The organism is Pseudomonas sp. NPDC079367 (genome assembly GCF_044542195.1).
In the GTDB taxonomy this organism is placed as follows: Bacteria; Pseudomonadota; Gammaproteobacteria; order Pseudomonadales; family Pseudomonadaceae; genus Aquipseudomonas.
Window position 1 is genome coordinate 15,362 of sequence record NZ_JBITTW010000056.1, and the last position, 14,943, is coordinate 30,304.

Here is a 14,943-nt window from a genome sequence, read left to right on the forward strand (position 1 = left end):
AGCTTCTACATGAACCGCATTCCCCTGTAGGAGCTGACGAGTGCAACGAGGCTGCGATCTTTTTGCCGCACTCCCTAACAAATTCAAGATTGGAGGCAACAATGGCCGAAGCAAAAGTACTCAGTGGCGCCGGGCTCCGGGGTCAGGTCGCCGGGCAAACCGCACTGTCCACCGTGGGCCAGGCCGGTGCCGGGCTGACCTATCGCGGCTACGACGTGCGTGAACTGGCCGCCGACGCGCAATTTGAAGAAGTCGCCTATCTGCTGCTGTACGGCGAACTGCCGAACCAGGCGCAGCTCACCGATTACCAGCAAAAATTGAGCAAGCTGCGCGATCTGCCGCAAGCGCTCAAGGAGGTGCTGGAGCGCATTCCCGCCGACGCTCATCCGATGGACGTGATGCGCACCGGTTGCTCGTTCCTCGGCAACATCGAGCCGGAAAAAGACTTCTCCGAGCAGCGTGACAAGACCGATCGTCTGCTCGCCGCGTTCCCGGCGATCATGTGCTACTGGTATCGCTTCAGCCACGACGGCAAACGCATCGACTGCGTCAGCGACGAACCGACCATTGGCGGCCACTTCCTGCATTTGCTGCACGGCAAGAAACCGAGCGAGCTGCACGTCAAAGTCATGAACGTGTCGCTGATCCTTTACGCCGAACACGAATTCAATGCCTCGACGTTCACGGCACGCGTTTGTGCCTCGACTCTGTCCGATTTGTACTCCTGCGTAACGGCGGCGATCGGTTCGCTGCGCGGTCCGTTGCACGGCGGCGCCAACGAAGCGGCGATGGAAATGATCGAGCGCTTTTCATCGCCGGAAGAGGCGGTCAAAGGCACCCTCGGCATGCTCGAGCGCAAGGACAAGATTATGGGCTTCGGCCACGCGATCTATAAGGACAGCGACCCGCGCAACGAGGTGATCAAGGGCTGGTCGAAAAAACTCGCTGACGAGGTCGGCGACACGGTGCTGTTCCCGGTTTCCGAGGCCATCGACAAGACCATGTGGGAGCAGAAAAAGCTGTTCCCCAACGCCGACTTCTACCATGCCTCGGCGTATCACTTCATGGGCATCCCGACCAAGCTGTTCACACCGATCTTCGTCTGCTCGCGCCTGACCGGCTGGGCCGCGCACGTGTTCGAACAACGCGCCAACAACCGCATCATCCGCCCAAGCGCCGAGTACACCGGCGTCGAACAGCGCAAGTTCGTGCCAATCGAACGTCGCTGAAATGGTGAGCTGACCCGAGTACACGCAGCTCCTACAAGGGGCGGTGTGACCCTTAAGGTCGGTGTAACGCCCATCACTTGTAATCACCGTGACCCGAGTCCTGACCCGATGAACACAGAATTGCGCAAGAACCTGCCCGGCACGCCGCTGGATTACTTCGACACCCGCGCGGCGGTCGAGGCGATTGCGCCCGGCAGCTACGACACCCTGCCGTATACCTCCCGCGTGCTGGCGGAAAACCTCGTGCGGCGCTGCGACCCGGCCACGCTGACCGATTCGCTCAAGCAACTGATCGAACGCAAGCGCGATCTGGATTTCCCGTGGTTCCCGGCGCGGGTGGTCTGCCATGACATCCTCGGCCAGACCGCGCTGGTCGACCTCGCCGGCCTGCGTGACGCCATCGCTTTGCAGGGCGGCGACCCGGCTCAAGTCAACCCGGTAGTGCCGACGCAACTGATCGTGGACCACTCGCTGGCAGTCGAGGCGGGCGGTTTCGATGCTCAGGCGTTCGAAAAGAACCGCGCCATCGAAGACCGCCGCAACGAAGACCGTTTCCACTTCATCAACTGGACCAAGAAGGCCTTCAAGAACGTCGACGTGATCCCGCCGGGCAACGGCATCATGCACCAGATCAATCTGGAGAAAATGTCGCCGGTGATTCAGGTGCGCGAAGGCGTGGCCTTCCCCGACACCTGCGTCGGCACCGACAGCCACACCCCGCACGTCGATGCGCTGGGCGTGATCGCCATCGGCGTCGGCGGCCTCGAAGCCGAGAGCGTGATGCTCGGCCGCGCGTCGTGGATGCGCCTGCCGGAAAGCGTCGGCGTCGAACTGACCGGCAAGCTGCAACCGGGCATCACCGCCACCGACATGGTCCTGGCGCTGACCGAATACCTGCGCAAGCAGAAAGTTGTTGGCGCCTGGCTGGAGTTCTTCGGCGAAGGCGCCGCGGCGCTGACCCTCGGCGACCGTGCGACCATCTCCAACATGGCTCCGGAGTACGGGGCTACGGCGGCGATGTTCTACATCGATCAGCAGACCATCGATTACCTGAAACTGACCGGTCGTGAAGATCAGCAGGTTCAATTGGTCGAGCAGTACGCCAAGCTCACCGGCCTGTGGGCCGACAGCCTGAAAGGTGCGCAATACGAGCGCGGCCTGACCTTCGACCTGTCTTCGGTGGTGCGCAACATGGCCGGCCCGAGCAATCCGCACGCCCGCGTTGCGGTATCGGATCTGGCCGCCAAAGGCATTTCCGGGCAGTGGGATGACGTGCCGGGGCAAATGCCTGACGGCGCGGTGATCATTGCCGCCATCACCAGTTGCACCAACACCAGCAACCCGCGCAACGTCATCGCCGCAGGCCTCTTGGCGCGCAATGCCAACAAGCTTGGCCTGACGCGCAAGCCGTGGGTGAAATCGTCGCTGGCGCCGGGCTCGAAAACCGTGGCGCTGTACCTCGACGAAGCGGGGCTGACCACTGAATTGGAGCAGCTCGGCTTTGGCGTTGTGGCGTTCGCTTGCACCACTTGCAACGGCATGTCCGGCGCCCTCGACCCGGTCATCCAGCAAGAGATCATCGACCGCGATTTGTATGCGACCGCCGTGCTTTCCGGCAACCGCAACTTCGACGGCCGCATCCACCCGTACGCCAAGCAAGCATTCCTCGCGTCGCCGCCGCTGGTGGTCGCTTATGCCATCGCCGGGACCATCCGTTTCGATATCGAGAAAGACGTGCTGGGCGTGGTCGACGGCAAGGAAATCCGCCTGAAAGATATCTGGCCGAGCGACGAAGAAATCGATGCGGTGGTCAAGTCTTCGGTCAAGCCTGAGCAGTTCCGTCAGGTCTACATTCCGATGTTCGCCGTGCATGAAGATACCGGGCCGAAAGTCGCGCCGTTGTACGACTGGCGCGAGATGAGCACCTACATCCGACGTCCGCCGTACTGGGAAGGTGCGCTGGCTGGCGCCCGTCCGCTCAAGGGCATGCGCCCGCTGGCGGTGCTGCCGGACAACATCACCACCGATCACCTGTCGCCGTCGAACGCGATCATGCTCGACAGCGCCGCCGGCGAATACCTGGCGAAAATGGGCCTGCCTGAAGAGGACTTCAACTCCTACGCCACCCACCGTGGCGACCACCTGACCGCGCAGCGCGCAACGTTTGCCAACCCGAAACTGTTCAATGAAATGGTCGTGGAAAACGGCCAGGTCAAACAGGGTTCGCTGGCCCGCGTCGAGCCGGAAGGCAAAGTGATGCGCATGTGGGAGGCCATCGAAACCTATATGGAACGCAAGCAGCCGCTGATCATCATTGCCGGCGCCGATTACGGTCAGGGTTCGTCCCGCGACTGGGCGGCGAAAGGCGTGCGCCTGGCCGGTGTCGAGGCGATTGCTGCCGAAGGGTTCGAGCGTATTCACCGCACCAACCTGGTAGGCATGGGCGTGTTGCCGCTGGAGTTCAAACCCGGCACCAACCGCCACACACTGGCCATTGATGGCAGCGAAACCTATGACGTGATCGGCGAGCGCAAACCGCGCGCGGACCTGACGCTAGTGATCAACCGCAAGAATGGAGAGCGTATCGAAGTGCCGGTGACCTGTCGTCTCGATACCGCTGAAGAAGTGTCGATCTACGAAGCCGGCGGCGTATTGCAGCGCTTCGCTCAGGACTTCCTTGAAGGGTCGGCGGTGGCTGTTTAAATCGGTTCAGCGGCCAGAAACGGGTTTTTGGCCGCTTTGAAGGAGCAATCATGGCTCACGCACCACAGATCAAAATCCCTGCCACCTATATGCGCGGCGGCACCAGCAAAGGCGTGTTTTTCAGCCTCACCGACCTGCCCGAAGCGGCGCAGGTGCCTGGCCCCGCTCGCGACGCTTTGCTGCTGCGGGTCATCGGCAGCCCCGATCCGTATGACAAGCAAATCGACGGCATGGGGGGCGCGACGTCGAGCACCAGCAAAACCGTGATCCTGTCGAAAAGCACCGGCGCCGATCACGACGTCGATTACCTGTTCGGCCAGGTGTCCATCGACAAGCCGTTCGTCGACTGGAGCGGCAACTGCGGCAACCTCTCGGCGGCGGTCGGTTCGTTCGCCATCAGCAACGGTCTGGTCGATGCCAGCCGCATTCCGAACAACGGCGTGGCGGTGGTGCGCGTGTGGCAGGCCAACATCGGCAAGACCATCATCGCCCATGTGCCGATCACCAACGGCGAAGTGCAGGAAACCGGTGATTTCGAACTCGACGGCGTGACCTTTCCGGCGGCCGAAGTGCAGGTCGAATTCATGGATCCGGCGGCGGAAGAAGAGGGCGGGGGTGGCTCGATGTTCCCTACCGGCAATCTGGTTGATGAGCTGGAAGTACCGGGTGTCGGCACGTTCAAGGCGACCATGATCAATGCCGGGATTCCAACGATTTTCGTCAACGCCCAAGACATCGGTTACACCGGCACCGAACTGCAGGGTGCGATCAATGGCGACCCGAAAGCGCTGCTGATGTTCGAGACGATTCGTGCCTACGGCGCGGTGCGCATGGGCCTAATCGCCAATCTGGAAGATGCTGCCAAACGTCAGCACACGCCAAAAGTTGCGTTTGTGGCCAAGCCTGCGGATTACGTCGCGTCGAGCGGTAAAGCGATTGCCGCCGGTGATGTGGATCTGCTGGTGCGGGCGTTGTCGATGGGCAAGCTGCACCACGCAATGATGGGCACGGCGGCGGTGGCGATTGGTACGGCAGCGGCGATTTCCGGCACGCTGGTCAATCTTGCTGCGGGTGGCGTCGAGCGCAATGCGGTGCGTTTCGGACATCCGTCGGGGACATTGCGCGTGGGCGCCGAGGCGACGCTGGAGAATGGCGAGTGGGTGGTGAAGAAAGCCATCATGAGCCGCAGTGCACGGGTACTCATGGAAGGTTACGTGCGCGTGCCCGGAGATTCTTTCTGACATTACACAAAACCAGGTAGGAGCTGCCGAAGGCTGCGATCTTTTGATCTTGATCGCGAAAAAACAGAATCAAAAGATCGCAGCCTTCGGCAGCTCCTACAGGAGTGAATCGAACATGAGCGCCAACGTCGACCTGAACAACCGCCCCGATTACGACGCAGTCCTGCAGGACATCGCCGACTACGTCCTGACCTTCAAGCCCGAATCCAGCGAAGCGCTGAACACCGCCCGCAACTGCCTGATGGACACGTTGGGCTGCGGTTTGCTGGCGCTGCGTTTCCCCGAATGTACGAAGCACCTCGGCCCGATCGTCGAGGGCACGGTGGTGCCGTTCGGCGCTCGGGTTCCCGGCACCCCTTATTGCCTCGACCCGGTCAAGGCCGCGTGGGATATCGGCTGCATCGTCCGCTGGCTCGATTACAACGACACCTGGCTCGCCGCCGAGTGGGGCCACCCGTCGGACAACCTCGGCGCTATCCTCGCCGTGGCCGACCACTTGTCGCAGAAACGCATCGCCAACGGTGAAACGCCGTTGACCCTGCGCGATGTGCTGGAAGCAATGATCATGGCCCATGAGATTCAAGGCGTGATCGCTCTGGAAAACTCCTTCAATCGCGTAGGACTCGATCACGTCATTCTGGTGAAAGTCGCTTCAACTGCCGTCAGCGCCAGATTCATGGGCGCCAACCGCGAGCAACTGCTGTCAGCGCTGTCGCATGCCTTTGCCGATGGTCAGGCGCTGCGCACGTATCGCCATGCGCCCAACGCCGGTTCGCGCAAATCCTGGGCGGCGGGGGATGCGGCGAGTCGTGGCGTGCGTCTGGCTGATATCGCCATGCGCGGCGAGATGGGCATTCCCGGCGTGTTGAGCGCGAAAAAGTGGGGCTTTTATGACGTGTCGTTCAGCCACACCAACAACGATCTGGCGCTCAAGCCCGAGGACAAGCGCGCTTTCAGCTTTTCCCGGCCATTGGGCAGTTACGTGATGGAAAACGTGCTGTTCAAGATCAGCTTCCCTGCCGAATTCCACGCGCAGACGGCGTGCGAGGCGGCGGTGACCTTGCATCCGCAGGTGCGTAATCGCCTGCATGAAATCGACCGGATCGTCATCACCACCCATGAGTCGGCGATCCGCATCATTTCCAAGGTTGGCCCGCTGGCTAACGCCGCCGACCGCGATCATTGCCTGCAATACATGACGGCTGTGCCGCTGGCGTTCGGCAATCTGGTGGCCGAGCAGTACGAAGACGATTTCCACAAGGCGCATCCGATCATCGACGTGTTGCGCGAGAAAATGGTCATCGTTGAAGAACCGCGTTTCAGCCGCGAATACCTCGAGCCCGATAAACGCTCGATTGCCAATGCCGTGCAGGTCTTTTTCAAGGACGGCAGCAGCACCGAGAACGTCGTGGTGGAGTACCCGATCGGCCATCGCCGTCGCCGCGCCGAAGGCATTCCGTTGCTGGAAGACAAGTTCAAGGCCAACCTGGCCACGCGGTTTGCCGGCCAGCGTTGCGCTGAGATATTCGCGCTCTGTGAGGATCAGGCGCGGCTGGAAGCCACAGCGGTGAATCGATTCATCGACCTGTTGGTGATCTGACCGACCGCGTTATCGTTCTTCGCAGGCAAGCCCGCTCCCACAGGGAATTGATGAACACAGACATTGTGAACGCCTTCAGAACCTGTGGGAGCGGGCTTGCCCGCGAAGGCGTCAGATCAAACAGCGCCGGACTACTTGAACCGCCGCTCGACGCCTTTTTCCACCAAGATCTTCGCCGAAATCTCTTCCACGGAAAAATGCGTGGAATTGATGTGCGGAATGTTCTCGCGGCGGAACAGGTTCTCCACTTCGCGCACTTCGAACTCGCACTGGGCATAGCTTGAATAGCGGCTGTTGGGCTTGCGCTCGTTGCGGATGGCGGTGAGGCGGTCGGGGTCGATGGTCAGGCCGAACAACTTGTGCTGATGGGCGCGCAGGGCGGTCGGCAGGGTCAGGCGCTCCATGTCGTCTTCGGTCAACGGATAGTTGGCCGCGCGGATGCCGAATTGCATGGCCATGTACAAACACGTCGGCGTTTTGCCGCATCGCGACACGCCGACTAGTATCAGATCGGCTTTGTCGTAATAGTGAGTGCGGGCGCCGTCGTCGTTGTCGAGGGCGAAGTTCACCGCCTCGATGCGCTCCATGTAATTGGAGTTGTGCCCGATCGAATGCGACTTGCCGACGGTGTACGACGAATGCTCGGTCAGCTCCTGTTCGAGCGGGGCGAGGAAGGTCGAGAAAATGTCGATCATGAAACCATTGGACGTTGCGAGAATCTCACGAATGTCCTGATTGACGATGGTGTCGAAGATGATCGGCCGAAAGCCGTCGGTTTCAGCGGCTTTGTTGATTTGTTGTACCATGGCCCGCGCTTTTTCAACGCTGTCGATGTACGGCCGCGTGAACTTGCTGAAGGTAATGTTTTCGAACTGCGCCAACAGGCTTTGACCCAGGGTTTCGGCGGTAATGCCGGTGCCATCGGAGATGAAGAAAGCGGATCGTTTCATTTGCACCTGGGGCCTTAAGTTAATTGACGCTCTTGGATATGATAGGCGCGATTTGTCGGCCGCGATTGGCCCGCATTCTCACTTATTTTCCAGGTCCAGGCCATACAGCCGGCCAAGGCTCCCCCGGGCCGCCGGCTTCTGAGCTTTTCCAACACAGTTAGTGGAGAGATCACCTTGGTAGAGTACGTAGTTTCCCTCGATAAGCTCGGCAAACACGATGTTGAGCATGTGGGGGGCAAGAACGCATCCCTGGGCGAGATGATCAGTAACCTGGCAGGCGCCGGTGTTTCGGTCCCCGGCGGCTTCGCCACGACGGCTCAGGCCTATCGTGACTTCCTCGAACTGAGCGGCCTGAACGATCAGATTCACAAGGCCCTCGACGCGCTCGACGTCGACGACGTCAATGCCCTGGCCAAGACCGGCGCACAGATCCGTCAATGGATCATGGACGCCGAATTCCCCGAAAAACTGAATGCCGAGATTCGCACCGCATTTGCTGCTCTGTCGGCCGGCAATCCTGATGTCGCCGTGGCCGTGCGTTCCTCCGCCACCGCCGAAGACTTGCCGGACGCGTCCTTCGCCGGTCAGCAGGAAACCTTCCTGAACATCCGTGGCGTGGAAAACGTTATCCGCGCCGCCAAAGAGGTGTTCGCTTCGCTGTTCAACGACCGCGCGATTTCCTATCGCGTGCACCAGGGCTTCGACCACAAACTGGTCGCCCTGTCGGCCGGTGTGCAGCGCATGGTGCGTTCGGAAACCGGCACCGCCGGCGTGATGTTCACGCTGGACACCGAATCCGGCTTCCGTGACGTGGTGTTCATCACCGGCGCCTACGGTCTGGGCGAAACCGTCGTACAAGGCGCGGTCAACCCGGATGAATTCTACGTCCACAAAGGCACGCTGGAGGCCGGTCGTCCGGCAATCCTGCGTCGCAACCTCGGCAGCAAAGCGATCAAGATGATCTACGGCGACGAGGCCAAGGCCGGTCGTTCGGTCAAGACCGTCGATGTCGACAAGGCCGAGCGCGCGCGTTTCTGCCTGACCGACGCCGAAGTCAGCGAGCTGGCCAAGCAAGCGATGATCATCGAGAAGCACTACGGCTGCCCGATGGACATCGAGTGGGCCAAGGACGGTGACGACGGCAAGCTGTACATCGTACAAGCGCGTCCGGAAACCGTGAAAAGCCGCACCCAGGCCAACGTCATGGAACGTTACCTGTTGAAGGAAACCGGCACTGTGCTGGTGGAAGGCCGCGCCATCGGCCAGCGCATCGGCGCCGGTAAAGTGCGGATCATCAAAGACGTCTCCGAGATGGACAAAGTCCAGCCGGGCGACGTGCTGGTCTCCGACATGACCGACCCGGACTGGGAACCGGTAATGAAGCGCGCCAGCGCCATCGTCACCAACCGTGGCGGGCGTACCTGCCACGCGGCGATCATCGCCCGTGAGCTGGGCATCCCGGCGGTGGTCGGTTGCGGCAACGCCACCCAGCTGCTGAAGGATGGCCAGGGCGTGACCGTGTCTTGTGCCGAAGGCGACACCGGTTATATTTTCGAGGGCGAACTGGGCTTCGACATCAAGAAGAACTCCGTCGACGCCATGCCGGAGCTGCCGTTCAAAATCATGATGAACGTCGGCAACCCGGACCGCGCCTTTGACTTCGCGCAACTGCCGAATGCCGGTGTGGGCCTGGCCCGTCTGGAATTCATCATCAACCGCATGATCGGCGTCCACCCGAAAGCGCTGTTGAACTACGACGGTCTGCCGCAGGAAATCAAGGATAGCGTCGACAAGCGCATTGCCGGTTACAGCGACCCGGTCGACTTCTACGTCGACAAACTGGTAGAAGGCATCAGCACTCTGGCTGCAGCGTTTACGCCGAAAAAAGTCATCGTGCGTCTGTCGGACTTCAAGTCCAACGAATACGCCAACCTGATCGGCGGCAAGCTCTACGAGCCTGAAGAAGAAAACCCGATGCTGGGCTTCCGTGGCGCTTCGCGTTACATCAGCGAATCGTTCCGCGATTGCTTCGAGCTCGAATGCCGTGCGTTGAAGCGCGTGCGCAACGAGATGGGCCTGACCAACGTAGAAATCATGGTGCCGTTCGTCCGTACTCTCGGCGAAGCCAGCCAGGTGGTCGACCTGCTCGCCGAAAACGGCTTGAAGCGCGGCGAGAACGGTCTGCGCGTGATCATGATGTGCGAGTTGCCATCCAACGCGATTCTGGCTGATGAATTCCTTGAATTCTTCGACGGCTTCTCGATCGGCTCCAATGACCTGACCCAACTGACGCTGGGTCTGGACCGTGACTCGGGGATCATTGCTCACTTGTTCGATGAGCGTAATCCGGCAGTCAAGAAGCTGTTGGCCAACGCCATTCAGGCGTGCAACAAGGCCGGCAAGTACATCGGCATCTGCGGTCAGGGCCCATCGGACCACCCGGACCTGGCCAAGTGGCTGATGGAGCAGGGCATCGAAAGCGTGTCGCTGAACCCGGACACCGTGCTGGAAACCTGGTTCTTCCTCGCCGAAGGCCAGGCGCAGGCTTGATGGAAATGTAACGGCCCGTTCCCCTTGTGGGAGCGAGCTTGCTCGCGAAGACGGACTGACATTCGGCACTGATGTGACGAATGTGCCGTTTTCGCGAGCAAACTCGCTCTCACAGGGGGCGGGCCTTTTGATTGAAGTAGGGCGGGCTCTTGTAGATGCCGCCCTTTTTTGTGCAAGAGCATTATGCAAAGCAGTAGCAATCTGTTTCCTGTCGCGCTGATCAGCGCCGAGCGGCGCGGCGATCTGAGCGAAGACGTCTATCGATTGAAACCCGGCAACAGCCCGGACTGGTCCGTGGAGATCGCCGTCACGCGCCTGGGCATGGCCGATGACACGGCGCCACGCGGCGTGCCGGTGATTCTGTTGCATGGCAGCTTTTCCAATCGGCGCTTCTGGTTTTCCCCCAAAGGCCTCGGACTTGGCGCGTATCTGACGCGGCAGGGCTTCGACGTGTGGATTCCGGAAATGCGTGGCCACGGCCTGTCCCAGCGCAATGAGGACTATCGGCGCAATCGGGTGGCCGACTACGCGCGTTACGATCTGCCGGCAATTGCCGCGTTCGTGCGAGAGCAGAGCGGGCAGATTCCGCACTGGATCGGTCATTCGCTGGGCGGCATCACCCTCGCTGCCGCCCTGGGAGGCGAGTATCTGGGTGAGCCTGCGGTGGCGTCGGCGGCGTTTTTCGGCACCCAGGTCAGCCGCACTTATTGGCCGCTGAAGATCCCGCCGCTGGAGTGGGGCAGTCGCTTCATTCTCAAGCGTTTTGCGCAGTTGTCCGGTTCACGCCTCAAACGCGGTCCGGAAGATGAGCCGATCGGGCTCGCCATCGAAAGCATGCGCTGGTACGGCTTGTTCGGCCGCTTCGGCGATAAGGACAAGGACTGGTGGGCCGGGCTTGCCGAGGTCAAGGTGCCGGTGCTCGCCGTGACGGCAGCGGGGGATCATCAGGATCCGGCGTGGGCCTGTCGCAAGCTGTTCGAGCAGATCGGCTCTGAGCACAAGCAATTCATCAATCTGGGCCGCGGGCAGGGCTTCTCGGATAATTTCGGTCATGTCGAAATGTTGGTGAGCAAAGCAGCGCAAACTGAGGTGTGGCCGCTGGTGGCGCGCTGGTTGAACGATCAGCAGACGCCATTGCTGGCACAGACAGCGGATTTGGCTGCAGCGGTATAAAGGGCGTTCCGTTCAGCCTGGCTAGCGGCTAAGATATGACGCGTCGCGCCATTCTGGTCACATTTCGTGACTGTTTAGCGATAACGTTTTAGCGATAACGTTTCAGCGGCGGTTCAGGTTCGCTCAGCGACCATGGCATGGGCTAAGGTAAACAGCGACCGCCGGAACTCGTCTCATCAGAATGCGGCATCCTTGATCGTCTTCCTTGTTACAGGAGTTTTTCGATGGAACATTACCTTACGCCTGACCTGTGCGACGCCTACCCGGAGCTGGTGCAGGTGCTGGAACCGATGTTCAGCAATTTCGGCGGCCGTGATTCGTTCGGCGGCGAAATCGTCACCATCAAGTGCTTCGAAGACAACTCGCAGGTCAAGGAGCAAGCCGAACTCAACGGCAAAGGCAAAGTGCTGGTGGTTGATGGTGGCGGCTCGCTGCGCCGTGCACTGCTGGGCGACATGATCGCCGCCAAGGCCGCGCAGAACGGGTGGGAAGGGCTTGTGATCTACGGTTGCATCCGTGACGTTGATGTCATCGCTCAGACCGACCTCGGCGTGCAGGCGCTGGCGAGCCATCCGATGAAAACCGACAAACGCGGCATTGGCGACCTCAACGTTGCGGTGACTTTTGCCGGCGTGACGTTCCAGCCGGGCCAGTACATTTATGCGGACAACAACGGCGTGATCGTATCGCCGAGTCCGCTGAAAATGCCTGAATAAGATTTCGACAAGGGATGCGGATGTTCGAGGAAGAAAACGCGCAATGGGGGCTGGTGCATGCCCTGGTGCTGGACGGCAAGGGTGGTGCGCGTTCGATAGCCCGGACTGAGCTTGACGATTTGCAGTTGCAGGCCCATGAAAGCCTGTGGCTGCACTGGGATCGCAGCCATCCGCAGACCCAGACCTGGCTGCGCAAATCCAGCGGGCTCAACGAATTCACCTGCGATCTGCTGCTGGAAGAGAACACCCGCCCGCGTCTGTTGCCATTGCCCGACTCCGAGCTGCTGCTGTTTCTGCGCGGGGTCAATCTCAACCCTGGCGCCGAACCGGAAGACATGGTCTCTGTACGGATTTTCGCCTCCGCTCATCGCGTGATTTCCCTACGCTTGCGGCCGTTGCGCGCTACGGATGAGTTGCTGGCGTTGCTGGCCGAGGGCAAAGGTCCGAAAACTTCTTCCGAATTGATGCTGTATCTGGCGCAGTTCCTCACCAATAAAGTGCAGGATCTGGTCACGTGTCTCTCGGAAGTGGTCGATGAAGAGGAAGAAAAACTCGACGCCGACGAACGGTACACCCCCGAGCATGGTGCCATTTTGCACATCCGTCGCAGAGCGGCCGGGCTGAAGCGTTTTCTTGCGCCGCAGCGCGATATTTTCGGGCAGCTGACGCGGATAAAACTGCCGTGGTTCGTCGAAGACGATGCCGACTACTGGAACGAATTGAACAACAGCCTGACCCGCTATCTCGAAGAGCTCGAATTGACCCGAGAGCGCGTGGGGCTTGTGCTCGAGGCTGAAGACCGGCGTTTGAGCGTGCACATGAATCGCACCATGTACCGCTTCGGCATCATTACCTGCATCTTTTTACCGATGAGTTTCATCACCGGTTTGCTCGGCATCAATGTCGGCGGTATTCCGTTTGCCGAAAGTCCGTATGGTTTTCTGATCGCCTGCCTGACGGTACTCGCCCTGGCATTCGGCCAGTGGTGGTTATTCCGCCGTTTGCGCTGGGTGTGAACATGGCGCATGTGACCCGAGCAAATCTGCCCGCGTCTTTCACAGACATCACGAGAGGTGCGTATGCACGATCCGTTTGAACAGTCTTTGCGCGACATGCTCAACGCTTCGCCGTCCAGCCGCGACGACGATGCGTGCCTGGGCCGCGTACTCAAAACCGCCAACCGCCAGGTCGGCGCCGGTGATCTGTTCAGCCTGCTGGGCCGCTGGCTGCCCGCGCTGATGATCGCCCTGAACAATGGCTCGGCGCATGTCTCGCCGGTTTCCCGTCTTCGTAAAACCACTGCTCGCACTGCTGATAAGGCTGATTGAATATGGAACTTGATCTCTGGACTCAGAGCCTCGTCACTGCAATGACTGCGTTGTGGACCAAAGTCGCTAATTTCATTCCGAACCTGTTCGGCGCACTGGTTGTGCTGCTGTTGGGTTTCGTCGTGGCCAAGCTGCTCGACACCTTGCTCTCCAAATTGCTCGCCAAACTGGGCCTTGATCGCCTGATGGGCGGTACCGGGCTGACCAAGCTGATGTCGCGAGCCGGGCTGCAGGTGCCGATCTCGACGCTGATCGGTAAAATCGTTTACTGGTTCGTTCTGCTGATTTTTCTGGTTTCTGCGGCAGAATCCCTTGGCCTTGAGCGAGTTTCAGCTACGCTGGACATGCTGGCGTTGTATTTACCGAAGGTTTTCGGTGCGGCGCTGGTATTGCTGGTCGGTGTCCTGCTGGCGCAACTGGCCAACGGGCTGGTGCGCGGGGCGGCAGAAGGCGTAGGCCTGGACTACGCTTCCGGGGTGGGGCGGATCGCGCAGGGGCTGGTAATCATCATCAGCATCTCGGTTGCGATCAGCCAGCTTGAGGTCAAGACTGACCTGCTGAACCATGTGATTGTCATCGTATTGATTACCGTTGGTCTGGCAGTTGCGCTGGCCATGGGTTTGGGAAGCCGGGAAATCGCCGGTCAGATTCTTGCGGGAATCTATGTGCGTGAGCTGTACGAGGTTGGGCAACAAGTGCGTGTTGGCGAGGTCGAAGGCCAGATCGAAGAGATCGGCACGGTTAAAACCACATTGCTGACCGATGAGGGTGAGCTAGTCTCTCTCTCCAATCGGATCCTGCTGGAACAGCATGTGAGTAGCCGCTAAACCGGCAAACCCTGCTAATGTATGCCGCCGCAAAATGCCAGCCGAGGCTGGTTGTGGCGGACATTGACCTGACTGTCGGCACGACTTGTTTTGAATAAAGCCCAACCGCTATCCACGCGCTACGACCCCCGCGAGCTCTCTGATGAGGAGTTGGTCGCGCGCTCGCATACCGAGCTGTTTCACGTAACGCGCGCCTACGAAGAGTTGATGCGGCGTTACCAGCGAACATTATTTAACGTCTGCGCGAGATATCTTGGGAACGATCGCGACGCAGACGATGTCTGTCAGGAAGTGATGCTGAAGGTGCTGTACGGCCTGAAGAACTTCGAGGGGAAATCGAAGTTCAAAACCTGGCTTTACAGCATCACTTACAACGAATGCATCACGCAGTATCGGAAGGAACGGCGTAAGCGTCGCTTGATGGACGCTCTCAGTCTGGACCCTCTTGAAGAAGCGTCTGAAGAAAAGGCGCCGAAGCCGGAGGAGAAGGGTGGGCTTGATCGCTGGCTGGTGTATGTGAATCCGATTGACCGCGAAATTCTGGTGCTACGATTTGTCGCAGAGCTGGAGTTTCAGGAGATCGCAGACATCATGCACATGGGTTTGAGTGCGACAAAAATGCGTTA

12 protein-coding genes are annotated in these 14,943 nt (G+C 59.9%); 11 read left to right on the forward strand and 1 reads right to left on the reverse strand.

The annotated features are described in order from the left end of the window. Positions 1-101 precede the first annotated feature (101 nt). The 4 genes from prpC (at position 102) to prpD (ending at position 6,773) form a co-directional block, all read left to right on the forward strand. Positions 102-1,229 (forward strand): 2-methylcitrate synthase, encoded by a 1,128-nt coding sequence (gene prpC, locus ACIGDJ_RS26745; protein ID WP_313004325.1) that lies wholly within the window; start codon positions 102-104, stop codon positions 1,227-1,229. A gap of 108 nt (positions 1,230-1,337) precedes the next feature. Continuing rightward, entirely contained in the window at positions 1,338-3,932 is a 2,595-nt protein-coding gene (acnD, locus tag ACIGDJ_RS26750) for a Fe/S-dependent 2-methylisocitrate dehydratase AcnD (RefSeq protein ID WP_101157302.1), read from the forward strand. A 50-nt stretch (positions 3,933-3,982) separates the two neighbouring features. After that, positions 3,983-5,173 carry a 2-methylaconitate cis-trans isomerase PrpF gene (prpF, locus tag ACIGDJ_RS26755; RefSeq protein ID WP_397480087.1) on the forward strand — a complete coding sequence of 397 codons (1,191 nt, stop codon included), beginning with the start codon at positions 3,983-3,985 and terminating at the stop codon, positions 5,171-5,173. A 115-nt stretch (positions 5,174-5,288) separates the two neighbouring features. Beyond that, entirely contained in the window at positions 5,289-6,773 is a 1,485-nt protein-coding gene (gene prpD, locus ACIGDJ_RS26760) for a 2-methylcitrate dehydratase (RefSeq protein WP_313004334.1), read from the forward strand. A gap of 131 nt (positions 6,774-6,904) precedes the next feature. On the opposite strand, the gene ACIGDJ_RS26765 is transcribed toward prpD, so the two are convergent. Continuing rightward, a complete protein-coding gene (locus tag ACIGDJ_RS26765) occupies positions 6,905-7,723 on the reverse strand; it encodes a pyruvate, water dikinase regulatory protein (protein WP_016773826.1) in 819 nt (272 codons plus the stop codon). A 174-nt stretch (positions 7,724-7,897) separates the two neighbouring features. On the opposite strand from ACIGDJ_RS26765, the gene ppsA reads away from it, so the two are divergent. From ppsA to sigX, 7 genes are all read left to right on the forward strand, one after another. Continuing rightward, complete coding sequence (gene ppsA, locus ACIGDJ_RS26770; protein WP_101157306.1) at positions 7,898-10,273, forward strand: phosphoenolpyruvate synthase; 2,376 nt, start codon at positions 7,898-7,900, stop codon at positions 10,271-10,273. Between the two features lie 183 nt (positions 10,274-10,456). Next, positions 10,457-11,446, forward strand: coding sequence for an alpha/beta fold hydrolase (locus tag ACIGDJ_RS26775; protein ID WP_397480085.1), 990 nt, complete (start codon positions 10,457-10,459; stop codon positions 11,444-11,446). A 224-nt stretch (positions 11,447-11,670) separates the two neighbouring features. Further along, positions 11,671-12,162, forward strand: a complete 492-nt coding sequence (gene rraA, locus ACIGDJ_RS26780; RefSeq protein WP_397480084.1) for a ribonuclease E activity regulator RraA — start codon at positions 11,671-11,673, stop codon at positions 12,160-12,162. 20 nt (positions 12,163-12,182) lie between these two features. After that, entirely contained in the window at positions 12,183-13,178 is a 996-nt protein-coding gene (locus ACIGDJ_RS26785) for a zinc transporter ZntB (RefSeq protein ID WP_101157312.1), read from the forward strand. Positions 13,179-13,241: 63 nt separating this feature from the next. Further along, positions 13,242-13,490: a hypothetical protein gene (locus ACIGDJ_RS26790; RefSeq protein ID WP_003223293.1), complete on the forward strand. Its 249-nt coding sequence runs from the start codon at positions 13,242-13,244 to the stop codon at positions 13,488-13,490. A gap of 2 nt (positions 13,491-13,492) precedes the next feature. Then, positions 13,493-14,317 (forward strand): mechanosensitive ion channel domain-containing protein, encoded by an 825-nt coding sequence (locus ACIGDJ_RS26795; protein ID WP_101157314.1) that lies wholly within the window; start codon positions 13,493-13,495, stop codon positions 14,315-14,317. Positions 14,318-14,407: 90 nt separating this feature from the next. Beyond that, positions 14,408-14,943: RNA polymerase sigma factor SigX (gene sigX / locus ACIGDJ_RS26800; RefSeq protein ID WP_397504663.1), on the forward strand; the 536-nt coding region annotated here is incomplete at its 3' end.

Bases quoted from the DNA above. Each gene is read 5' to 3' on its own strand.
- prpC (WP_313004325.1), top strand. From the start codon at position 102: ATGGCCGAAGCAAAAGTACTCAGTGGCGCCGGGCTCCGGGGTCAGGTC.
- acnD (WP_101157302.1), top strand. From the start codon at position 1,338: ATGAACACAGAATTGCGCAAGAACCTGCCCGGCACGCCGCTGGATTAC.
- prpF (WP_397480087.1), top strand. From the start codon at position 3,983: ATGGCTCACGCACCACAGATCAAAATCCCTGCCACCTATATGCGCGGC.
- prpD (WP_313004334.1), top strand. From the start codon at position 5,289: ATGAGCGCCAACGTCGACCTGAACAACCGCCCCGATTACGACGCAGTC.
- ACIGDJ_RS26765 (WP_016773826.1), bottom strand. From the start codon at position 7,723: ATGAAACGATCCGCTTTCTTCATCTCCGATGGCACCGGCATTACCGCC.
- ACIGDJ_RS26775 (WP_397480085.1), top strand. From the start codon at position 10,457: ATGCAAAGCAGTAGCAATCTGTTTCCTGTCGCGCTGATCAGCGCCGAG.
- rraA (WP_397480084.1), top strand. From the start codon at position 11,671: ATGGAACATTACCTTACGCCTGACCTGTGCGACGCCTACCCGGAGCTG.
- ACIGDJ_RS26785 (WP_101157312.1), top strand. From the start codon at position 12,183: ATGTTCGAGGAAGAAAACGCGCAATGGGGGCTGGTGCATGCCCTGGTG.
- ACIGDJ_RS26790 (WP_003223293.1), top strand. From the start codon at position 13,242: ATGCACGATCCGTTTGAACAGTCTTTGCGCGACATGCTCAACGCTTCG.
- ACIGDJ_RS26795 (WP_101157314.1), top strand. From the start codon at position 13,493: ATGGAACTTGATCTCTGGACTCAGAGCCTCGTCACTGCAATGACTGCG.